Origin of the sequence: Rhizobium grahamii (genome assembly GCF_009498215.1) — a bacterium.
GTDB classification, from domain to species: domain Bacteria; phylum Pseudomonadota; class Alphaproteobacteria; order Rhizobiales; family Rhizobiaceae; genus Rhizobium; species Rhizobium grahamii_A.
This window is the reverse complement of sequence record NZ_CP043499.1, coordinates 1,323,251-1,344,366: the sequence shown is the minus strand read 5'-3', so window position 1 is coordinate 1,344,366 and position 21,116 is coordinate 1,323,251. Positions and strand designations below refer to the sequence as shown.

The following is a 21,116-nucleotide window of genomic DNA, read 5'->3' as shown; positions in this document are numbered from 1 at the left end:
GTAGTCAATCGGTGTTGATCCAATGAAGCTATGGGTGATCTCCGATCTGCACCTCGAATTTCGAGTGCCTTTCAACCACCAACCGCCTGAAGAGACGGATGTGGTCGTGTGTGCGGGGGACATCAACAGGAAGGGCATCATCCCCAGTCTTAGATGGTTGGCCGACACGATCGTGCCCGAAATTCCGATCGTCTGTGTCGCGGGAAATCATGAGTTTTGGGGCGGCTCCGTCCAGGAAAACATCCGCGACGCCCGCGAGTTTGCGTGTGGCCTCCCTAACATCCATTTCCTCGAGAATGCGATTGTCGATATTGGCGACGCCCGGTTCATCGGAGGAACCCTTTGGACCGACTTCCGTCTGTTTGGCCGCGAACCGGCCCTTGCAATGGCTGCCGCGGAAGAGGGAATGTACGACTACCGGCGGATCAAATTTACAAAGCAGCCCTACAAGAAATTCAAGCCCATTCATGCCTTTCGAAAGCATCAGGAGACGCGCGATTTCATCGCTAAGACATTGCAGGAAAGCCAGGGACAGACGACCGTCGTCGTAACGCATCACGCTCCCTCCAGCCGATCGATTCCGACGTGGGACCAAGAAGATTCGGTGGTCGGCTGCTATGCCTCTCATCTGGAAAGCCTGATCCTGGATGCCCAGCCATCGCTTTGGATACATGGGCACGTCCATAGCCGCAATGACTACAACATCGGAGGGACGCGCGTGGTCAGCAATCCTCGTGGATACCCAGGTGAATGGACAGGGTTCGATCCCGGCCTCGTCGTGGAGATCGGTGCAAATCCAAGATCAAATGAGGAACTCGCGGGTTCGGCGTTGGCTGTCCTCGATAATGTGCCTGACGTCGATCCTGATCGGGAGGAAGAGTAGCCAGTATCCTTCAAATCATCCACCGCGCTGACGCCGGTCTCCGGACGCGGAGATAGAGGCGCTAATCGAACAGGTGTAGCGTTACCCGAAATCCATAAGTGTTGTATCTTCTTACCTTGACCCCGGACGCCGACACTGTTTCGGCTATCGTCGTCAGGGGGCGTCACGTCGATGCGCCATCTGCGCGGGGTCGTGCGTGCTTCTATCTCAAAAACTCGTTGAGAAGTTGCATAATGCGATGTGTAGCCAATGGGAATTGCTTCCGCAAAATGCTTTAGTGAGCAGCAGGATAATAGTCACCAAGGTCAAATGCAGCCTCGTTCCGGCCAGCCTTTTCGAATTCTCAGCCTTGATGGCGGCGGTGCCAAGGGGTTTTACTCACTCGGCGTCCTGAAGGGCCTTGAGGGTATGCTTGGATGCCGCCTCCATGAGCGCTTTGATCTCGTGTATGGAACAAGCACGGGGTCCATCATTGCGGCATTAATTTGTCTGGGCTACTCCGTCGACGAAATTCATAGGCTCTATAGAACACACGTCGTCAAGATCATGGGCCGGCTGTTTCCCTGGACGAAATCGATGGCGCTGAAGGAACTGGCAACTGAAGTCTTCCAGCAGAAGAAATTTGAAGATTTTAAGACGAACATCGGCATCGTCTCGACACGGTGGGCATTCGAGACCCCGTTGATCTTCAAGACCTCTCGCAGCCAAGCCCACGGGGACGCGGGTAACTTCAACCCGGGATGGGGTTGCACCATCGGAGATGCCGTCGAGGCCTCATGTTCGGCTTATCCATTCTTTAGCCGCAAACTTATCGTGACGAGCGATGGGCAGAAAATCCTCGCCGCAGACGGAGGTTTTTGCGCCAACAATCCTACGCTTTATGCAATTGCAGACGCTACCGAAGCATTCGGGTTGGCACGGTCAGACCTCCGTGTTGTCAGCGTGGGAGTCGGGGAGTATCCGTCACCCCGGCGTTACACCAGCATCGCCCACTGGATAGGTTACCTTTTCACAGTCCGCCTTCTGCAAAAGGTTTTGGAGATAAACACGAAATCCATGCACCAGCTACGCAACGTTCTGTTTAAGGACGTCGCCACTGTTCGAATCAGCAAGACGTACAGTGAGCCCGATATGGCTGCGGACCTATTCGAGTCCGATCTCGATAAACTCGACCAGATTTACCAGCGCGGAAGAGAGTCTTTCCGTGAATACGAGCTTGCGTTGAAGGCATTATTTGAGGGCAAGAATGGCGATTCCGGAGCATCAGCTAGCAGCGTGGTCAACCCAGCCTGAAGCCGGGCCATCAAGGGACACTTACCGATCGGTAAAGGAAGTTCTGGAAGATCGCGGGTCGCCGTTTGCTGGCAAAGCTTCCGATGTTTTTCTGCAAGGTTCCTATGGTAACGACACCAACGTCGCGAGGGATAGCGATGTCGACGTCGTTTCGCTTACATCCGCCGCATTCTACCACAATGCCGGAGCACTTCCCGCCGATCAGTATGCTGCGTTCGTTCGAACCTACGGCGGCGCTGCCGCCTATACCTACCAACATTATAGGGCTGACGTTACGACTTGGCTGGTAAAGAATTACGGCGCTGACGTGGTGCCGGGGAAGAAGGCGATATTCGTCCCGAAGGGTAAGAACAGGAGGGATTGCGACGTCTTACCAGCCATGGAATATCGGCACTATTACCGATTTGACACCATAACTGACCACTCCTACGCACGTGGCATATGTTTCTTCATGCCAGACGGCACCCAAATCGTAAACTATCCAAAGCAGCATTCTGACAACTGTACAAAGAAACACCAGCAAACCGGCACGTGGTTCAAACACACAGTTCGTTGTTACAAAAACATGCGGAACTACTTGGTCGATAATGGACTGCTGCAGGAGGGAGTCGCACCCTCCTATTTCATCGAGGGTATGCTCTACAACGCGCCGAATCCGCTGTTTGGCAAAACATTCCAAGATACCGTCGTCGAAACTTTCAATTTCGTAGCTGAGGCCGATAGGAGCCAGTTCAAATGTGCGAACGGAATACATTCGCTCATTGGCAATTCTCCAGTGACTTGGCGCGCCGGTGATTGCCAGACTTACCTCGACGCAATTAAAAAGCTTTGGCTAGACTGGTCTTAGCGCGCCTCGGGTTGCCGATGTCGGCGGCAGAGTTGGCCGTCTCGGGCGATGTGACCTCACCGCAGGACAGGCTGGAGACGACCTTTTCACTTCCTGTTCCACAGCTATGATGACGGTGGCGACTGAAGAGCATCTCGGTCGCACTGTGGTCAAGCGTCGATCAACAGGTCGGCGGTCGGCACGGCCTGGCACGCCAGGCAAGTCTCGCCGCCGTCATGGTTGACCTCGATGCGATGAGTACATTCGCCGCCCAGGATGCGGACCTCGCACGATTCACACTGGCCGGCACGGCATCCATTTGTGATCTTGATACCTTGTGCTTCCGCTAGTTCGAGCAGTGAGCCGTTTTCCCGTTTCCAGATCACAGTCTTGTCCGATTTGGGGAACGTGACCTTGAACGGGCCTTCCGGGAGTTTGGACGTATCCACCTGAGCGGCGGTGAAAGCCTCCTCGAATACGAGTTCGCTCGAATGTCCCGCAGCGATAAGCGCCTTGCGTAGCGCGGCTGTCATCGGCGGCGGACCGCAGAAGTAAACCTCCGGGTGTTCCTTGAAGTCGTCCAGGAGAACGTCCGCGACGCTCGCTCATCCAACCCGTACTCCGTAGGGCAACTCACCTTCGCCGGCTCCCCATAGGCGAGTGATTGTCAGCGAGGGCATTCTCGCCTGCAGTTGGTTGAGCCGATCTGCGAATGCTTCTGTCTCCCGGGATCGATTTGCATAGACCAAGTGAACCCTGGGCTGCTCCTGCAAGGTCGCAATCGTTTCGAGGTGCGAGATCATCGGGGTGATTCCGATGCCGCCCGCGACGAGGACGATCGGCCGTGTGGATTCGGCGGGAATGACGAAATGTCCGCTCGGGGCCTGAACCTGAATCTTGTGATCCACGGCGAGATGCCGGTTCATCACTGTCGACATGCGGCCGTCCGGCAGGTCGGGCCGATCGTGCGGCCGCGGTACGAAACGGACAGCGATCTGGTAGGTCTTGCGCCCTTCCTCGACAGCGGAGCCGACGAGCGAATAGCAACGGATCAACTGCTCGCCCGAAACAGGGTCATTCGTTTGCACGGTGATGTGCTGACCGGGAAAGTAGTCGGGCAGGTTTCCGCCATCCAAGGCCTGCAGCCATACCGCCGTGACCTCGTCTGCCACGCGCTGGGTGTGGATGACCTTCATGTCCTTGAAGCCGCGCGACGGACCCGATCGAGATCGCATCAAGAGACCGCGGGGCTGTTAGATACCTTGCAGCGACTGTTGCCGCGGCTGGAAGCGTTGGGAAGGCGACTATCAGCGCTCCAATGTAGAATAGCCCAACCCCCATTGAACCGAGCGGCTCTGGTATGAAGTTGATGATAGGCGGAACGAAAAGCGTTAACAGCGCAATGAATATCAGCCGTTCAACTATGTTTCTATCGTCTGCAACTTTCTGGACGTCGCCCTTAACAGTGCAAGCCACCAATCGATCTGTCGCACTACAAGACTAAATTTCCGAGTCCAAACCTCTGAAAGGCCAATCCGCTGCCTTGAAAAGCGATCCAGTTGATATCAAAAGTATCGCGTTCGATTCCAATCGCAATTAAGAGCTGCATGTAGCGCTAGGGGAAATTCGGCATGGGTGACAGCACGCGCGACGTAATCATCGCGTTTGATCTCGACGATTTGCCTATTCTTCCTATTGATTTCATATGGATTAAGCCAAACGATCCCACTTGGAATGACTTTGGGCACGTGTCTCGAGCGATTATCTCACGGGTTGCAAATCGGGAGATCAACTATGAATATCTCGCGAAGGTCGCTTTTTTTGACGAGGAATCGCAGAGGTTCATTGGCGTGGGAAATGCGTTGGACCAACGTCGAAGAATTCCTATATCTACCGACCGGGATCACGTCTTCTCTCTCGCCTACTCGCAAGAAATGTATCGGCATGTGATCCGCAGCCTTGGTGTTGACGAGGGCGTTGAGCTTCTTCAATCCACAAATGACCTTGTCGCTATTGCTGGAACGCCAAGCCGTCGGGACTTCGAGCGCCGAGCACTTGCATCTGATGCTTTTAAATACTCGCTCGCACGGGAATCCGAAGCCTATTATGCCCTCAAGAACTCGAAGCCGATACTGCGAGGACTTGATCAGGAAGATGTTTCATCTGGACCTAAGTCCGTGAGAATCGAAATGTCTAATCAACAACAGGGGATCGTCGAGGTTGATTTTGCGTTCAATCATGACTCGGGCATCCCAAAGCGCACTTGCGTTCTTATTGGGAAGAACGGCGTAGGAAAAAGCAGCGCACTTGGGACTGTGGCGAGGAAGGCCCTGATCGGGATTCAGCGAGACGCGAGTAGCGAGGATGACAGAGTTGTAGCCAGCCGTGTTTTAGCCTTTACCCCTGGTAACGAGTTCACGGGAACCTTTCCAAGTGAGAACTGGAAAAATCCAGCGACCTACTACAAGCGGTTTTCTACCAGCCGACTTCGCCATAGTTCTTCTGGCAACACCGCTTCGGCGAGCATCGTTGAACTGGCCAGAAACGATCGCATGATCGCGGAGAAGACACGCCTCGCGATTTTCATGAAGGCGGTGTTCGCGATCAATCGTCCCGAAGAAATCGTCTTCCGTTCGCAGAGCAGCAAAGAGTGTATCTTCTTGGCCCATTTGCGGCACAGCAGCGAGCAGCGCCGTCTGGGTTTGTTGTTTGATATCAATCAGAGCGTCGAGCCTGGGCGAGTTAGTAGCGGACGTTTTTACCACCTCAGCACAGGCGAGGTTCGCTTCATAAAGCTCCTTGCCCAAGCGTGTATGTTCATCGAAAACGGCTCCCTGATACTGCTCGATGAACCGGAAACTCACCTGCACCCGAATTTCGTCGCTCGACTGATGAGCGCTCTTGAGAGCCTTCTTTCGGACACAGGCTCCTGTGCAATCGTGGCAACGCACTCTGTCTACGTTGTGCGGGAGGTATTTCATGATCAGGTGCTCGTCGTCGAGAAAGATGACGATGGGAAGGTGAATGTAAGAGTGCCGGGTATGAGAACCTTTGGGGCCGACATCTCGTCCATTTCATCATTCATTTTTGGTGAGGACGGGCAGTCATTTCTTGCCGACGATACAGTGAAGCGCCTGATTGCCTCGCATTCTTCCTTTGATGAAATCAAAGAAAAATACGGTTCATACCTCTCGCGCGAGGTGTTGAGCGTGATCAGAGACGCTTTCCGGTAAGCTTATGAAGCAAATTCAACACGATTTCATCGGCCAGTTTGGTCTACTTCGGGATGTTGCGCAGAATACGAAGTTCCCGCACCATAATACGATCGAAGCAAATACGCCTTTTCTGATTGCGGCATACAAGGATTACCTTCGTAACAAAGGGAATCCCTGGCATGTCCAACACTACGGACCGACAGAGCCTTTGAGCACGGCGATGGCTGCGCTCTACTCGTCCAAGATCAAGCAGGTCGCCTATATCCGCGAGATCAGGAAGAGTCACTCGGGGCGGTGCTGCTCGATGTGCGGTTCGTTGACAAGTACCCAGGTCGACCACTTTCTGCCGCAATCTCATTACCCCGAGTTCTCGATCTTCAAGCCGAACCTTTTTCCGATATGTGTTTGCAATCAGAGTAAACTAGGCAAGACCGTCGGCCCCGCTCCGGGGGAGCGATTTCTTCATCCACTATACGATAGGAAAATTTCGGACCGTGCTATCTATGTTCGGATACGAGACCACGGCGACACCCCAACCTTCGAGGTGATGTTCAAGAAGCCAAAGCGCGTTCGTGACAGCGCCGCATTCGACTTCCACACCAAAACGCTCGTGTCGAAGGAGGGGATCAAGCAACATGTAAAGCGCGGCTTCGAAAAGTTCTGCCGCCGGCCATCGAGTGTGGTGACAGCCTTGCGACGGAAGAACCCAGAATCGAAAGCAGAGTTGGTTCGACTGCTATGCGACGAGATCGAGGAGGCCACTCGCGAGCATCGAACGAAGAACAACTGGGAGTCAGTCTTTCTTCATGCGCTGTTGGAAAGACGGACGCTGAATTGGATTTGGCGGGCGCTTTCTAGGCCGGGGCGCGCGGTGAATGGTCCGCTCGTCGCCCTCTAAGCATACCAGGTGCCCGCAGTATCACGGCTTAGGTCCACCACTCTTAGCGGTCGGAATTCAGCGCTTCGTTCCTCAAAGTACCATGGCCTCCTCTAGCGGTTCACCCGATTTGGCGACAATCGTCGAGCCGTATGGCTCTCGCGAGGTGATCATGATGCGGTCGTTCGGAAGTGGCCGTGCCAGGTGTTTGGCTTCTTCCCACGGCGCGCTCATCCAGACGTCAGTCTCTTCACGGGTCTGGAGCAATACCGGCATTGCCTTTTCGTGGACTGGTCGGACAACGTCGTTAGGATCGGTTGTCAGAAACCCGTATAGATCGTCGGTCGTCATGCCGTCCTTCACCTTCCGGACACTCCGCCATTGAGGCACCCACAAGCCCGCGAAGTACATGATTGGCTTGTCCGGGTTTGTGGAGAACCAGGCATTCGGCGTCTTGCCTCCTTCTTCCTTACTCGAGTGGTCGGGTTCGGCGAACGATGTCACAGGGGCGAGGCAACGGTGTTCAACGCCGAACCAGCGCTTCCAATGGGGCAGGGCGAGGTTTCGGACGTTCGTCACGCCGCCGTCCGGCTCCATCCGCAGCAATTCGTCCATGTCTACGGGAGCGCCTTTCTTACGCAGTTTCTCGGCGCGGGCTTCGGCAGCCTTTTTCTGGACGTAGGTGGGTGATGGAAGACCCCAGCGGCAATTCGCCAGTTGTTTTCGGCCGTCGGCTGTATTTCTCAGCACAGGTGCCCATTGATCGGGGTTGATCTGATAGGCTGGCATCAGGTTGATCAAGCTTTCGACGTCCTGGGCCCATTTGCTGACCCAGTCTCGATCGTCCATCCGGTAGAGATTACACATGCGGCAGTCATCTCCCTGTTCCAGAGCATGAACGTCCGACATCTCGCAGGAACATTCAAGCCAGCCAATCTCAAGATAACCGCACCGGTACCTAGAGCGTCAGCACCAGTTGCGTCGTGCCCGCGCCGGCTTGTCGCTCCAGCGACGATAGAGTCACACCGAGCAGGCGAATGCCTTGCCGCGTCGGAAACACAGCCTCCAACAAGCTGTTGATCGTCATCTCGATCGCCTCCGGCGACGGGTACCCATCGGGCATGGTTCTGGCCCGCGTGATCTGGGTGAAATCGGCATACTTGACCTTCAGTGTGACGGTCTTGCCGGTGATGCCGTTCGCCTCGCAATAGCGCCATACCTTGGCGATCAGCGGCTTTACGCCTTCAAGCGCGGGGTCGTAGGTATGGATATCCTGGGCAAAGGTGTCTTCAGCGCCCACGGACTTGCGTACGCGATCAGGCTTTACTTGCCGCTCGTCTATTCCACGGGCGATGCCGTAAAAATACGGCCCGGACTTGCCGAAGTGCTGCACAAGGAATTCGACGCTCTTCTCCCGCAGGTCGGCTCCGGTCTCGATGCCAAGGCGATGCATCTTCTGGGCTGTCGCGGCCCGACCCCATGGAATTTCTTGACGGGCAGTTGCGCCACGAATGCCGGCCCGTTCTTAGGCGTGATTACCGCCTGACCGTTGGGCTTGTTGAGATCACTGGCCATCTTGGCCAGGAATTTGTTGTAGGAGATTCCGCCAGACGCATTGAGACCAGTTGTAGCCTTGATCTTCGCGCGGATTTCCATCGCAATCTCGGTCGCGATCTCCATGCCCTTCAGGTTCTCCGTGACGTCTAGATAGGCTTCATCCAGGGACAACGGCTCGATCATGGGCGTATACTCGGCGAACACCTCCCTGATCTGTGTCGAAACGGCCTTGTAGACGTCAAAGCGAGGCTTCACGAAGATGAGGTCGGGGCACTTCCGTTTTGCGGTTACGGAAGGCATGGCGGAGTGGACGCCGAACTTCCGTGCTTCGTAGCTTGCGGCGGCGACGACACCACGCGCCTCCGAACCGCCGACGGCGACCGGCTGACCTCGAAGTTCAGGATTGTCCCTCTGTTCCACGGAAGCATAGAAGGCATCCATGTCGATATGGATGATCTTGCGGGGACGATCCGGATTGGGGGCTCGCGTCTCCATCACCATACTCTAAGGCCGTTCGCGGACGACCGGGTGTAGTCGGTGCTGCAAGTCGGAAACTAAGCTGTTGAGATCAGCCACGGAAACCAACGTATCCTCCGCAAGTGGGAGAAAGAGATAGGCTCCCAATACTGCCCGTGCATTGGCTTCGGGGTGACGTTCCTTCTTGAAACTCACCGAACCGTCCTCTCGGTTCAACTCTGAAAACAGTGCAACGTGGCCCATGTAGTTGGGATGGCAACGCTCGGAGAGCCGGTCGTAATGGGCACGCGTGCCAGGTATCGTCTTTTCGAGCACTGCGATAGACGTCAGGATATTGCGTGCTTCAATATCGGGAGACTTCGAGAGGAGTTCTCGATCTCTAGTGGCGAACGTGCCGTTGTCGACAAACTCGTTCAGTGCCCCGATGTCCTCGGTGAGTAGCAGTCGCTGAATGGTGCGTTCTAGATGCGCAACGACGGCTATCGTTTCGAGCAACGCGCGGGCGTTCAGTATCGCGCCAAGCGTGCTGCGATTGTTCCAGCACAGGGCGACCGCGTCGCTCAGGCCAACGACCCGATGCTGCAACCCGTGCGCATAAACCGCGATCTTCCATGCTAGTTTGGATCGACGAAATGGACCGGAGGCATTGATTTCGATGGCTCTCGTGTCCGATAGACGCAGCAACGCCTCGTTCGCCTCGTCAATCATTTCCTTCTCTTCTGGTCGAAGCCGATCGTCCCAAGCCCAAAAAGTAGGGTCTGGAAGTATTTGCTCGGCTTCTTCGATAGGGTCGAAGGTCATGGCAGGATTTCGCACCTCGTCTACGCTTTGGCGTTCAGATTTTTCTCATCCATAAGATATCGCAGGCCTGTGGACCAATCCTCGTTACCGCGTTGGATTCTTTCGTGGAATGCAATCCGCCGCGGCCGTGAATTTATGGTTGGTACAAAATCCACCCGAAACACGCCCGTTGACTCGAAATCCAGAAAGGAACAAATGTAGAACATACTCGCTTTTGGACGAGATGGAACCCTTGAATTGACGAAGGCCACAGATGGCGCATTCGGGCGCAAACACCGTCATCACACAGCTTCGAGAGCGTATCTCGCATCTTGAAGGCGGCCGCTCGCGCCGGGCGCAGACCCTGCCGTTCGGCGTTACCGAGATCGATGAGCATTTGCCCGGTGGCGGACTGCATTTCGGGGCTTTGCACGAGCTCGCCGGCGGCGGCGCGGGGACAGTCGACGGGGCCGCCGCGGCGCTGTTTGCTGCCGGAATAGCGGCACGCACCAAGGGTAAGGTAATCTGGTGTCTGACGCGCCCAGACCTGTTCTTTCCGGCGCTTGCTCAGGCGGGTCTTCACCCGGACCGGGTGATCTTCGTCGAGGCGGATCGGGAAGAAGACGTTCTTGCCTCGATGGAAGAGGCGCTGTCGTTCGGCGGGTTAGGGGCAGTCGTCGCCGAGCTCGTCCGCCTGCCGATGACGGCCTCGCGACGGCTGCAGCTTGCCGCGGAAAAGACCGGCGCGATGGGTCTCGTGGTTCGACGATGGCGACGGCAGACGGAGGCAAGTGACTTCGGCCAACCAACCGCGTCGTCGACGCGCTGGCGGGTGAGCGTGCTGCCGTCGGAAGTACTTCCGGTTCCAGGTGTCGGGCGGGCACGTTGGTTTCTCGAATTAATGCGCGTGAAAGCGGGCGAGTGCGCTGAGTTTGAAGTTGGAGCGTGTGATGCCGCGGGTCGTATCAGTCTTTCTACCGGATTTGCCGACCGAGAGGATCAGGCGGGCCGATCCGTCCATTCCCGCTGAACAGCCGATCGCGGTGATCGCACGCAGCGGCTCGAAGCGCTGGGTCTCGGCTGCCGACGCAGCAGCACGGAAGGCCGGTGTCCGTGTCGGGATGCCGGCGGCAAAGGCCCAGGCGCTGTTTCGCGGACTGATGTTGGAAGATGCCAATCAGGCGGCCGATGCGATGGCACTGGAGCGGATCACTCTGTGGGCGTTGACCCAGTATTCCCCGATCGTTGCGGTGGACGCGCCCGACGGGATCGTCATGGACACGGAAGGTGCCGATCACCTTCAGGGTGGCGAGGAGATCATGGTGACGGGCATCGCCAATCGCTTCCGAGCCAAGGGCCTGACCGCGAGGATCGCGATCGCCGACACGTGGGGTGCGGCCCATGCCTGCGCCCGTGCAATCCAGCGCGAAACGGTCATCGTTCCGCCGGGTGAGACGGTGCGAGCGGTGGAGCAGCTGCCGATCCATTTGCTTCGGTTGCCAGAGAAGATCGTCATCGATCTCCGGACCCTGGGGTTCAAGTCCATCGCCGAACTCTCCGCAACGCCTCGCGCACCACTCACGCTGCGGTTCGGTCCCGAGATCGGTCGCCGCCTCGACCAGATGTACGGTCGCCTCGCCGAACCGATCGATCCAATCCGAAGCGCGGAATTGATCGAGGTCTCCCGCGCATTCGTCGAGCCCATCGGAGCTGCGGAAACCATCGACAAATACGTCGGGCGGCTGGTCGTCCAGCTGATTGCCGAGCTGCAGCGAAAGGGGCTAGGAGTCAGACGGCTCGATCTGATCGTTGAGAAGGTCGACGGTGTGAGGCAGGCGATCCGTGCCGGCACCGCGAAACCCGTTCGCGATGTCGCGTGGCTGACCAAGCTCCTTCGAGACAGGACCGAGAAGATCGAGCCGGGCTTTGGCATCGAGAAGCTGTCACTGGTCGCGATCATGACGCAGCCGCTCGAGGAGGAGCAGCGAGCATCATCCCTCATCGAAGAGGACACAACCGATATCACGCCGTTGATCGATGTCTTCGGCAATCGCGGGCAACGCGTCTATCGGCTCGCGCCCGTCGCTTCCGATGTCCCAGAGCGTAGCATCCAGAGGATTGCCGCAGCGACGCTTCCGACCGAGGAGAGCTGGGTCCATCATTGGCCACGGCCGGTGCGTCTCCTCCACAAGCCCGACCCGATCGATGCGATCGCATTGATGCCGGACCGGCCGCCGGTCAGCATTACCTGGCGCGGCAAGCGTCGCAAGATCACCCGGGCCGATGGGCCGGAGCGGGTGTTCGGGGAGTGGTGGAAACGTGACAGCGAGCTGGAGGCGGTCCGCGACTACTTCGTGGTCGAGGACGACCGCGGTCAGCGCTTCTGGGTGTTCCGCTCCGGCGACGGCATCGATCTCGAGACTGGCTCGCATCGCTGGTTCCTGCACGGAATATTCGCATGAGCTACGCCGAGCTTCAGGTCACGACGCATTTCTCGTTCCTGCGCGGCGCGTCCTCGGCAGACGAGCTGTTTGCCACCGCCAAGGCACTCGGCATCGATGCGATCGGTATCGTCGACCGCAATAGTCTCGCCGGGATCATCCGTGCGCTCGAAGCGTCGCGGAGCACTGGCATTCGGCTCGTTGTCGGCTGCCGCCTTGATCTCCAGGACGACATGTCGATCCTCGTCTATCCGACAGATCGTACGGCATACTCGCGGCTGACCCGGCTGCTGACGCTGGGCAAGAGTCGCGGCGGCAAGGCGAACTGCATCCTGACGCTCGATGATGTCGCGCTCTATGCCGACGGCCTCATCGGCATCCTCGTTCCAGACCTGCCTGACGAGACCTGCGCGATCCAGCTCCGGAAGATGGCCGATGTCTTCAAGGACCGAGCCTACGTCTCGCTCTGTCTAAGGCGTCGTCCGAACGACCAGTTGCGGCTGCACGAGATTTCCAACATGGCGTCTCGCTTCAAGGTACGAACGGTGGTGACCAACGACGTGCTGTTCCACGAACCGGGTCGCCGGCAGCTTCAGGACGTGGTCACTTGTGTGCGCAACAACACTACGATCGACGACGTCGGCTTCGAACGCGAACGGCACGCCGATCGCTACCTGAAGCCGCCGGAGGAGATGGGACGCCTGTTTCCTCGCTATCCCGAAGCGCTGGCTCGGACGATGGAGATCGTCAATCGCTGTCGCTTCAGCCTGGAGGAGCTGACCTACCAGTATCCGAGGAGGCGATCATTGAAGGTTTGGATGCCCAGCAGTCGCTAGAGCACTACGTCCGGGAATGCATTCCGATCCGCTATCCGGAAGGGCTGCCGCAGAAGGTCCTGCAAGTCGTCAGGCACGAACTCAGTCTCATCCGTTCGATGAAATACGCGCCGTATTTCCTGACCGTCTTCAGCATCGTCCGCTTCGCCCGTTCCCAGGGCATCCTTTGTCAGGGACGAGGATCGGCAGCCAATTCGGCGGTTTGCTATATCCTCGGGATCACCTCGATCGATCCAGAGACCAATGACCTCCTGTTCGAGCGGTTCATTTCCCAGGAGCGTGATGAACCGCCCGACATCGATGTTGATTTCGAACACGAGCGGCGGGAAGAGGTCATCCAGTGGATTTACAAGACCTACGGCCATGACAAGGCGGCCCTTTGTGCGACAGTCACCCGCTACCGCGCCAAGGGCGCGATCCGCGATGTCGGCAAGGCGTTGGGGCTGCCGGAGGATATCATCAAGGCACTGTCGTCAGGCATGTGGTCTTGGTCCGAGGAACTGGTCAGCGATCGCAAGATCAGGGAGCAGGGCCTGAACCCCGAGGACCGGCGGCTGACGCTGACGCTCAGGCTCGCGCAGCAACTGATGGGCGCTCCCCGTCATCTTGGTCAGCATCCCGGCGGCTTCGTTCTCACCCATGATCGGCTCGACGATCTTGTACCAATCGAACCGGCTTCGATGGCCGACCGCCAGGTCATCGAATGGGACAAGGACGACATCGAGGCACTGAAGTTCATGAAGGTCGATGTCCTGGCGCTAGGCATGCTGACCTGTATGTCGAAGGCCTTCGAACTGATCCGCATGCACAAGAATGAACCGCTCGACCTTGCCGGCATCCCGCAGGAGGACCCGCCCACTTATGCAATGATCCGCAAGGCGGACACCCTCGGTACCTTCCAGATCGAATCCCGCGCCCAGATGGCGATGCTGCCGCGCATGAAGCCACGGACGTTCTACGATCTGGTGATTCAGGTCGCCATTGTCCGACCAGGTCCGATCCAGGGCGACATGGTGCATCCTTACCTCCGGAGGCGCGAAGGCAAGGAGGCCGTCGAGTACCCAACGCCTGAACTGGAGGCCGTCCTCGGCAAGACACTCGGCGTCCCGCTCTTCCAGGAGAGCGCGATGAAAGTGGCGATGGTCTGTGCCGGCTTCACCGGCGGTGAGGCGGACCAGCTGCGCAAATCCATGGCGACCTTCAAATTCACCGGCGGCGTCTCGCGCTTCAAGGACAAGCTGGTATCAGGGATGATCAAGAACGGGTACTCGCCCGAGTTCGCAGAGAAGACGTTCAGCCAGCTTGAGGGTTTCGGGTCCTACGGCTTCCCGGAGTCGCATGCTGCGTCCTTCGCGCTGATCGCCTATGCCAGCAATTTCGTGAAGTGCCATTTCCCCGATGTCTTCTGCGCTGCTCTACTGAACTCGCAGCCCATGGGCTTCTATGCGCCCGCCCAGATCGTCGGCGATGCCCGAGCGCATGGTGTCGAAGTCCGACCAGTCTGTATCAACAGGTCCCGGTGGGACTGCACTCTCGAGGAAGTCGAGAAAACGGGCCGCCACGCCGTGCGTCTCGGCATGCGTATGGTCAAGGGATTAGCGGCAGCCGATGCCGCCAGGATTGTTGCTGCCCGGATGAACTCCGCATTCGAGACCGTCGACGACACCTGGCGGCGATCGCATGTGCCGACCGAGGCGCTGGTACAGTGCGCCGAGGCCGACGCGTTCCTGCCGTCGCTCGCGCTTCCGCGGCGCGATGCACTCTGGGCCATCAAGGCGCTGCGCGACGAGCCGCTGCCTTTGTTTGCCGCGGCATCCGAGCGAGCGGCGCGGGCGATTGCCGAACAACAGGAGCCGGAGGTCGCGCTGCGGCAGATGACACAAGGGCACAACGTCGTTCAGGACTACAGTCATGTCGGCCTGACCTTGCGCAGCCATCCGATCAGTTTCCTGCGGAGCGATCTGAAGCAACGTCATATCGTGACCTGCCAGGAGGCGATGAGCGCCCGCGACGGTCGATGGCTGATGACTGCTGGTCTCGTCCTGGTGCGTCAGAAGCCGGGATCGGCCAAGGGTGTCATGTTCATCACGATCGAAGACGAGAGCGGGCCCGCAAATGTGGTCGTTTGGCCGTCACTGTTCGAAAAGCGTCGCCAGGTCGTGCTTGGATCGTCCATGATGGCGATCAACGGCCGCATCCAGCGCGAAGGGGACGTCGTTCACCTCGTAGCGCAACAGCTCTTCGACCTCTCCAGCGATCTATCCGCCCTCGCAGACCGTGACGCAGATTTCAAAATTCCGACGGGCCGGGGAGACGAGTTTGCCCATGGTTCACCGGGGAGCCCGGATTCACGGGAGAGAGCAGCCGTAAAGCCGAGGGACATCTTCATTCCCGACCTTCACATCGACACTCTCAAGGTGAAGAGCCGGAACTTTCATTAGCCGTTCTCGACCCCTTCATTCATCAGGATTGAGTCTGAGTCCACGCGCCGCGTCAACAAGCTGTGTCAGCTGGCCGACGTCTCGTACGCCCTGTTGATACAGCTCGATGGTTATTGCCGCTATACGATCGGACTCCTCGGAGCCAAGCTCAATCCCAAAATCCTTGCATGTTGCCTCCAGAACCAAGTGGCACGCGCGAAGGTCATCGGAGTTGAGCGCTTCATCGTGGCGGCTGAAAATTTTGGGAGACATCACAACATCCTCCGTAAAGAACATCTCTTGCCTCACAGCAGTGGCCAGCCAATAGTGCCAGCCAAGCGTTGGGGTCTTTGGAAAAGGTTTGAGAGAACCTTTTGGCCCACTAAATGCGTCTGCCGACTTTTTGTTCCTGGTCCCGTTTCACGATGCGTCCAGAGCGAAAGGGCCTCCATGCGCAGCCGCCGCTATCACTTCAATGAAGGATAACCATGAGTTTCGCGAGCGCGGCAACAGGCACGTCCGGTAGTCATGAATTGAAGTACCCAATCGTCTGTGCAGCTTGTTCAATGATAGCCATCATGGACTGGGTTCTCGCTTCATCCGAGGTTGATCTGTCGGCTACGAACACACGTCCTGAACTTAAAAGCCCATCCAGTTCCAACTTCCGCAGCGTGCCGTGTAATGGGTAAGCGTCCACCATCTTTGTCGGAAAGATGCCAGCCCCCAGACCCGCTGCAACAAGTTGGGCTGCCGCGTTGAGGCTCGTGCAGAGGCAGAGGTTTTCGGGCGTCACCTTACCTTCTGCAAACCAACCCATCGTCGCACGGTACATGGCTGTGGGAGGAGGCGTGGTGATGATCGTCATTTTCGAGAGTGCGGTTCTCGACGCGCTCATCGTGGGGAAGGTGGATGACGAGACGGCCCAGCAATTTTGCTGGACCCCCAGAGCAAACAACCGGACGTCCCGCAATCCGAGGGGATCGACCAGGATCGCCATGTCAAGGGTACCGTCGGCTAGCTGTTGCTCCAATCCCGCGCTGGTTGCGACCGTCCACTCCGGCCGCAACTGTGGGAAATCCTCTCGAAGCCGAGCGATCAGCGTCGGCATAGATGCCACCGCGAAGCCTTCTGCCAGCCCGATTTTGAGCGTCCCAATCAGCGCCGAAGCCCCGGTATTCCGTTGAAGCTGCTCATACGCATCGACGACAGGCATAGCCCTCTGAAGAAAGAGGTGGCCGTGTCGTGTCAGCTTGAGGCCTCGGCCGTGCCGCTCGAATAGCGGCAGTTCCAACTCCGCCTCCAACTGCTTCATACGCAGGGATACGGACGGCTGGGTGATGTTCAGCTTGTCGGCGGCGCGCTGAACGCTGCCTAGTTCGGCCACCCAGCGAAACGCCACCAACTGAGGAATGCTGAAGTTATTCATAGGTAATGCCTATGTGTTTTACGGATTTGTTCTCATTGGACATCGTTTACCTATATCTGAATACTTGGCCTTCGAAAATAGGGGGAGGGCCTCGCAGCAGGTGAACGCGGTTGATCGATAGAGATCGAACTCGTAATCACACGGTTGTCGCGGTCTGAAATTTTGGAGGAAATTATGCAGAGACGCCGCGTTTGGATCGCCGTCCTTATCTTCACGGCCGTTATCATCAACTACATCGACAGGATCGCGCTATCGATCGCGTCGAAGTTCATCGCAGCAGAATACGGCTTTACGCCCGTCCAAATGGGTTACCTCTTCTCGGGCTTCCTTTGGACATACGTCGTGTGCTTGATCCCGGTAGGTCTTCTCGTCGAGAAAATAGGGGCCAAGCGTGTCATCAGCGGCGGTATCGCGCTTTGGTCCACCGCGACCGCACTGACCGCCGCGACCACGGGCTTTGCGTCGATCTTCGCAGCACGGCTTGTCATGGGCGCTAGCGAAGCTTCGTCCTATCCGGCATCCGGCCGGGTGATCCGCGACTGGTTTCCTGAGCGAGAACGCGGTCTTGTGACGACACTCCTAAACGGAGGCTCGTCAGCCGGCCCGGCTGTAGGTGCCATCGTCACCGCTGGATTGGTTGAATATGCAGGTTGGCGGACGTCGTTCGTGCTTCTCGGCGCGCTCGGCTTCGTCTGGTTGGCGGCATGGCTGATCTGGTATGCGCCTCCCGAGAAAGCATCGTGGCTCTCGGACGCCGAGCGCACCAAGATTTTGGCCGAGCGAAACGGGGCCGGGCAGTCCGTGCATGCCGAGACGCCGCCATCTAGCCTGCGCTACTTGTTCTCGCAGACAAGTGTCTGGGGACTGGTCGTTACGCAGGCCTGCCTCGTGTATACGGCCTACCTTTTCCTGACTTGGCTGCCGACGTACCTGCAATCCACCCAGGAATTATCAACCATGAATACGGGCTACCTAACGGCTATCCCCTATCTCATCACCGTCCTACTCAGCCTCATCGTAGCTCGAGCCAGTGACCGGTTCCTTTCTTCGGATGCGGTCCGCAGCGGCAAACGGCGTAACTTCATCGCTGCCATGGCCTGCTTGGCGCTCCTAATCGTCGCGGCACCGTTCGTCTCCAATCTTACCGAGCTGCTAATCGTTCTGACGCTCGTGCTAACTGGTTCCACCACCGGAGCCGGGCTGAATTTCTCGCTGGCTAGCGACCTTCTCGGCAATCCGCGCGACGTGTCCCGCGTGATCGCGATCACCGCACTCGGCGGAAACTTCTTTGGCCTGATCGCTCCGATCATCACAGGTTACGTCGTTTCGGCTACCGGAGGCTACCAGTACGCCTTTGGCATCGCCGCAGCGCTCCTGGTCGTCGGTGCAATCGCCACGCTGACGATGACCCGCAAGCCGATCGCACCGGAGTTCGCTCCGTCGACGACCAAACCCTATCCCAATTCACAGACGGCAGCAGTATGACCTACCACTATCCGACCCTCCGTCGCGCGATCACGCCTGAAACCCGACGGGGCGTGATCGACGACTTCCCAGAAATCACTCAGATTTCAAACCAAACCCTCCGCGAGGGAGTAATCGAGGCCTGGGCTTACGCGCTGTGCTGCTCTGACTTTGGCAGGATTTGCGACATTCCGCCGGATGGCAACCCTGGTTCGCCCGTCTTGAAATCCGGAACGCAGGCTGACCATCTTCGCGGCGTCTTCAGATACGCACAGGTGATTGCCAGGGAATTCGAGCAGGCCTATCCGCAGGTCGACATAGACTGGGATATTCTGCTGGCGGGAGCGGCTTGTCATGATGTTGGCAAACCGTACGAGTTCGATCCAACGAACCGGCAGCGTTGGGCAGAACGGCCTGCCGATGCTGGAGAGCCTACCTTCCGGCACTCGGTGTTTGGTATGTACGTCTGTCTGACTGTTGGCCTTCCAGAGGAGGTGGCCCACATCGCGGTCGGCCACTCCTTCGAGGGAAACCACATGGGCGTGAGCGCGGAATGCATGATCGTTCGTCAAGCCGATCATGGGTGGTGGCACGTCGCGGCTGCGCTCGGGCTGGTACGGGAAGACACTATGTCCGGGCTAGCCTCAAACCTTCGCAGCCGTCCGCCGAGGTCTTGACACGGCCAAGTCTCATGCGAGGAGCGTCGAGCGTCTTATGGCGGAGGAGGGGCTTGACCCCAAAGCCGCGACAGTCAAGTCGATGTCCGAGATCGGCTCGGCGCTGGTCGGCATCGCGGCAGTGCTTTCCGCTGTTATGGTTCCCATGGCCTTCTTCGGAGGATCGGTCGGCGTCATCTACCGCCAGTTTTCGATTACGATCGTGTCGGCGATGGCACTCTCAGTGCTTGTCGCACTCGTTCTTTCGCCCGCTCTTTGCGCAACGATCCTCAAGCCCGGCGCTCACGATCCGCTTCATCGCCGGGGTCTGTTCGGAGCATTCAATCGATGGTTTGACCGGAGCACCAACCGCTACGTTCACCTGACGCGAGGAGTGATCGGACATCGAGGGCTCCACCTCGTGGTTTACGCGGTCATACTTGTCGTCATGGGTGCGTTGTTTATCCGCCTCCCAACGGGCTTCCTTCCTACCGAAGACCAGGGTCAGCTCATGATCCAGTTCACGCTCCCTGCAGGCGCAACGAAGGAACGCACCGAGAAGGTGCGCGGCGAGATCGATGCCTACTTCCAAAAAAACGAATCCAAGGACGTCCCGACGATGTTCGCCGTAACAGGGACGGGCTTCGGTGGTTCGGGGCAGAATTCCGGGCAGGCCTTCGCGAGTCTGTCGTCCTTCGATGACCGTAAAGAGGCTAGTCAGGCCGTAAGTGCCATTGCAGCCAGGGCCAACGCGACGCTGTCCAAGTTGCGGGACGCCGAGGTTTTCATCATGACGCCGCCCTCGATCCACGGCCTTGGGCAGTCGAACGTGTTCACCTTCGAGCTACTGAATTCCTCGGGGATGCCTCGCGATCAGTTCGTCGCACTCAGGGACAAGCTGATCGACGCCGCATCAACTGATCCCAAGCTTGCTCGCGTCAGGGCATCAACGCTACCGGACACTCCACAGTTGCGGGTCACCTATGACGACGCCAAGCTGTCGGTGTTGGGGCTGACCGATGCGGACGCGGCCTCGGTGCTCAGCTCGGCCTGGGGCGGCACTTATGTCAACGACTTCGTCGATCGGGGCCGTATCAAGAAGGTCTACATGCAGGCTGATGCGACAGACCGCGCGTTGCCGCAGGACCCGAACAAATGGTTTGTTCGTTCGAGCGCCACGTCCGCGGACGGGGTCACGAAGATGGTCCCGTTTTCGTCCTTCGCATCGATGAGCTGGGAAATGGGACCGAACAGCGTGTCGCGTTTCAATGGCCGCTCGTCCTACGAGATCAACGGCGAGCCTGCGTCGGGGTTCAGCTCGGGTGAAGCCATGGCTGAAATGGTGGCGCTTCAGGAAGAGGTAGCGCCGGGCACGAGCTATGCTTGGAGTGGGCTGTCATACCAGGAGAACGAGACAAATGGACAGACCGGATATCTCTACGGACTGTCCGTGATCGTCGTCTTCCTATGCCTGGCCGCTCTTTATGAGAGCTGGTCCGTGCCCTTTGCGGTCATGCTGGTAATCCCGCTTGGTGTGATCGGTGCGGTACTGGCCGTCACCCTCCGAGGGCTCGAGAACAACATTTTGCTCCAGGTCGGTCTTCTGACAACGATCGGTCTTGCCTCGAAGAATGCCATCCTCATCGTTGAATTCGCCGAGGCCTCGCGTCGACAAGGCAAGGACCTGTTGGAGAGCGCACTGGAAGCCGCTCGGGTTAGGTTGCGCCCGATCCTTATGACCTCGATCGCCTTTATCGCTGGCGTTCTGCCGCTGGCGGTGGCGACGGGTGCAGGTGCGCAGGGGCGTATCGCTATAGGCACGGCTGTGCTCGGAGGGATGTTCACTGGCACAGCCCTCGCAATCTTCTACGTGCCAATGTTTTTCGTGGTCGTTGGCAAGCTTTTCCACCGCAAGGCACCTGCGACCACGGCACAGCCGCAACCCGCTTTGAACTGAGAACCAAA

15 protein-coding genes and 3 pseudogenes are annotated in these 21,116 nt (G+C 57.9%); 11 read left to right on the top strand and 7 right to left on the bottom strand.

From position 1 onward, the window contains the following. Positions 1-34: 34 nt before the first annotated feature. From FZ934_RS24995 to FZ934_RS24985, 3 genes are all read left to right on the top strand, one after another. Positions 35-883, top strand: a complete 849-nt coding sequence (locus FZ934_RS24995) for a metallophosphoesterase (protein WP_348649103.1) — start codon at positions 35-37, stop codon at positions 881-883. A gap of 249 nt (positions 884-1,132) precedes the next feature. Beyond that, on the top strand, positions 1,133-2,176 hold the full coding sequence (locus FZ934_RS24990) for a patatin-like phospholipase family protein (RefSeq protein ID WP_432443631.1): 1,044 nt from the start codon (positions 1,133-1,135) through the stop codon (positions 2,174-2,176). Further along, positions 2,130-3,023 (top strand): nucleotidyltransferase domain-containing protein, encoded by an 894-nt coding sequence (locus FZ934_RS24985; protein WP_153273496.1) that lies wholly within the window; start codon positions 2,130-2,132, stop codon positions 3,021-3,023. The genes FZ934_RS24990 and FZ934_RS24985 overlap by 47 nt, the downstream gene beginning before the upstream one ends. A gap of 149 nt (positions 3,024-3,172) precedes the next feature. On the opposite strand, the gene FZ934_RS24980 is transcribed toward FZ934_RS24985, so the two are convergent. Both FZ934_RS24980 and FZ934_RS24975 read right to left on the bottom strand, forming a co-directional pair. Then, positions 3,173-3,535, bottom strand: a complete 363-nt coding sequence (locus FZ934_RS24980; protein WP_153273495.1) for a 2Fe-2S iron-sulfur cluster-binding protein — start codon at positions 3,533-3,535, stop codon at positions 3,173-3,175. Positions 3,536-3,607: 72 nt separating this feature from the next. Continuing rightward, complete coding sequence (locus tag FZ934_RS24975; protein WP_153273494.1) at positions 3,608-4,237, bottom strand: FAD-binding oxidoreductase; 630 nt, start codon at positions 4,235-4,237, stop codon at positions 3,608-3,610. A 396-nt stretch (positions 4,238-4,633) separates the two neighbouring features. On the opposite strand from FZ934_RS24975, the gene FZ934_RS24970 reads away from it, so the two are divergent. Further along, positions 4,634-6,235: an AAA family ATPase gene (locus FZ934_RS24970; RefSeq protein ID WP_153273493.1), complete on the top strand. Its 1,602-nt coding sequence runs from the start codon at positions 4,634-4,636 to the stop codon at positions 6,233-6,235. A 4-nt stretch (positions 6,236-6,239) separates the two neighbouring features. After that, the gene (locus tag FZ934_RS24965) at positions 6,240-7,115 is read left to right on the top strand and encodes a hypothetical protein (RefSeq protein WP_153273492.1); all 876 of its coding nucleotides are present in this window, start codon (positions 6,240-6,242) and stop codon (positions 7,113-7,115) included. Positions 7,116-7,187: 72 nt separating this feature from the next. On the opposite strand, the gene FZ934_RS24960 is transcribed toward FZ934_RS24965, so the two are convergent. From FZ934_RS24960 to FZ934_RS24950, 3 genes and pseudogenes are all read right to left on the bottom strand, one after another. Then, on the bottom strand, positions 7,188-7,961 hold the full coding sequence (locus FZ934_RS24960) for an SOS response-associated peptidase (RefSeq protein ID WP_153273491.1): 774 nt from the start codon (positions 7,959-7,961) through the stop codon (positions 7,188-7,190). 91 nt (positions 7,962-8,052) lie between these two features. Further along, positions 8,053-9,146 (bottom strand): annotated as a pseudogene (dinB, locus tag FZ934_RS24955) (DNA polymerase IV). Between the two features lie 9 nt (positions 9,147-9,155). Then, complete coding sequence (locus FZ934_RS24950) at positions 9,156-9,929, bottom strand: hypothetical protein (protein ID WP_153273490.1); 774 nt, start codon at positions 9,927-9,929, stop codon at positions 9,156-9,158. A gap of 253 nt (positions 9,930-10,182) precedes the next feature. On the opposite strand from FZ934_RS24950, the gene FZ934_RS24945 reads away from it, so the two are divergent. From FZ934_RS24945 to FZ934_RS24935, 3 genes and pseudogenes are all read left to right on the top strand, one after another. Beyond that, positions 10,183-10,938, top strand: coding sequence for an ImuA family protein (locus tag FZ934_RS24945; RefSeq protein WP_153273489.1), 756 nt, complete (start codon positions 10,183-10,185; stop codon positions 10,936-10,938). Next, entirely contained in the window at positions 10,859-12,370 is a 1,512-nt protein-coding gene (locus tag FZ934_RS24940) for a Y-family DNA polymerase (protein ID WP_153273488.1), read from the top strand. The genes FZ934_RS24945 and FZ934_RS24940 overlap by 80 nt, the downstream gene beginning before the upstream one ends. Further along, positions 12,367-15,626 (top strand): annotated as a pseudogene (locus FZ934_RS24935) (error-prone DNA polymerase). The gene FZ934_RS24940 and the pseudogene FZ934_RS24935 overlap by 4 nt, the downstream one beginning before the upstream one ends. Before the next feature lie 15 nt (positions 15,627-15,641). Here the strand turns inward: FZ934_RS24935 and FZ934_RS24930 are convergent. Together FZ934_RS24930 and FZ934_RS24925 are read right to left on the bottom strand one after the other, a co-directional pair. Beyond that, positions 15,642-15,878 carry a hypothetical protein gene (locus FZ934_RS24930; protein WP_153273487.1) on the bottom strand — a complete coding sequence of 79 codons (237 nt, stop codon included), beginning with the start codon at positions 15,876-15,878 and terminating at the stop codon, positions 15,642-15,644. A 253-nt stretch (positions 15,879-16,131) separates the two neighbouring features. Further along, positions 16,132-17,031 (bottom strand): LysR family transcriptional regulator, encoded by a 900-nt coding sequence (locus FZ934_RS24925; RefSeq protein WP_153273486.1) that lies wholly within the window; start codon positions 17,029-17,031, stop codon positions 16,132-16,134. Between the two features lie 174 nt (positions 17,032-17,205). Between FZ934_RS24925 and FZ934_RS24920 the strand changes: the two genes are divergently transcribed. The 3 genes and pseudogenes from FZ934_RS24920 to FZ934_RS24910 all read left to right on the top strand — a co-directional run. After that, a complete protein-coding gene (locus FZ934_RS24920; protein WP_153273485.1) occupies positions 17,206-18,516 on the top strand; it encodes an MFS transporter in 1,311 nt (436 codons plus the stop codon). Next, a complete protein-coding gene (locus tag FZ934_RS24915) occupies positions 18,513-19,172 on the top strand; it encodes an HD domain-containing protein (protein WP_153273484.1) in 660 nt (219 codons plus the stop codon). Before FZ934_RS24920 ends, FZ934_RS24915 begins: the two co-directional genes overlap by 4 nt. Beyond that, positions 19,168-21,108 (top strand): annotated as a pseudogene (locus tag FZ934_RS24910) (efflux RND transporter permease subunit); the annotation flags it as partial. The gene FZ934_RS24915 and the pseudogene FZ934_RS24910, both read left to right, overlap by 5 nt. Positions 21,109-21,116: the final 8 nt, after the last annotated feature.

Coding starts and splice junctions, on each gene's coding strand:
- FZ934_RS24990 (WP_432443631.1), top strand. CDS start 1,133: ATGGGAATTGCTTCCGCAAAATGCTTTAGTGAGCAGCAGGATAATAGT.
- FZ934_RS24985 (WP_153273496.1), top strand. CDS start 2,130: ATGGCGATTCCGGAGCATCAGCTAGCAGCGTGGTCAACCCAGCCTGAA.
- FZ934_RS24980 (WP_153273495.1), bottom strand. CDS start 3,535: ATGACAGCCGCGCTACGCAAGGCGCTTATCGCTGCGGGACATTCGAGC.
- FZ934_RS24975 (WP_153273494.1), bottom strand. CDS start 4,237: ATGCGATCTCGATCGGGTCCGTCGCGCGGCTTCAAGGACATGAAGGTC.
- FZ934_RS24970 (WP_153273493.1), top strand. CDS start 4,634: ATGGGTGACAGCACGCGCGACGTAATCATCGCGTTTGATCTCGACGAT.
- FZ934_RS24965 (WP_153273492.1), top strand. CDS start 6,240: ATGAAGCAAATTCAACACGATTTCATCGGCCAGTTTGGTCTACTTCGG.
- FZ934_RS24960 (WP_153273491.1), bottom strand. CDS start 7,961: ATGTGTAATCTCTACCGGATGGACGATCGAGACTGGGTCAGCAAATGG.
- FZ934_RS24950 (WP_153273490.1), bottom strand. CDS start 9,929: ATGACCTTCGACCCTATCGAAGAAGCCGAGCAAATACTTCCAGACCCT.
- FZ934_RS24945 (WP_153273489.1), top strand. CDS start 10,183: ATGGCGCATTCGGGCGCAAACACCGTCATCACACAGCTTCGAGAGCGT.
- FZ934_RS24940 (WP_153273488.1), top strand. CDS start 10,859: ATGCCGCGGGTCGTATCAGTCTTTCTACCGGATTTGCCGACCGAGAGG.
- FZ934_RS24930 (WP_153273487.1), bottom strand. CDS start 15,878: ATGTCTCCCAAAATTTTCAGCCGCCACGATGAAGCGCTCAACTCCGAT.
- FZ934_RS24925 (WP_153273486.1), bottom strand. CDS start 17,031: ATGAATAACTTCAGCATTCCTCAGTTGGTGGCGTTTCGCTGGGTGGCC.
- FZ934_RS24920 (WP_153273485.1), top strand. CDS start 17,206: ATGCAGAGACGCCGCGTTTGGATCGCCGTCCTTATCTTCACGGCCGTT.
- FZ934_RS24915 (WP_153273484.1), top strand. CDS start 18,513: ATGACCTACCACTATCCGACCCTCCGTCGCGCGATCACGCCTGAAACC.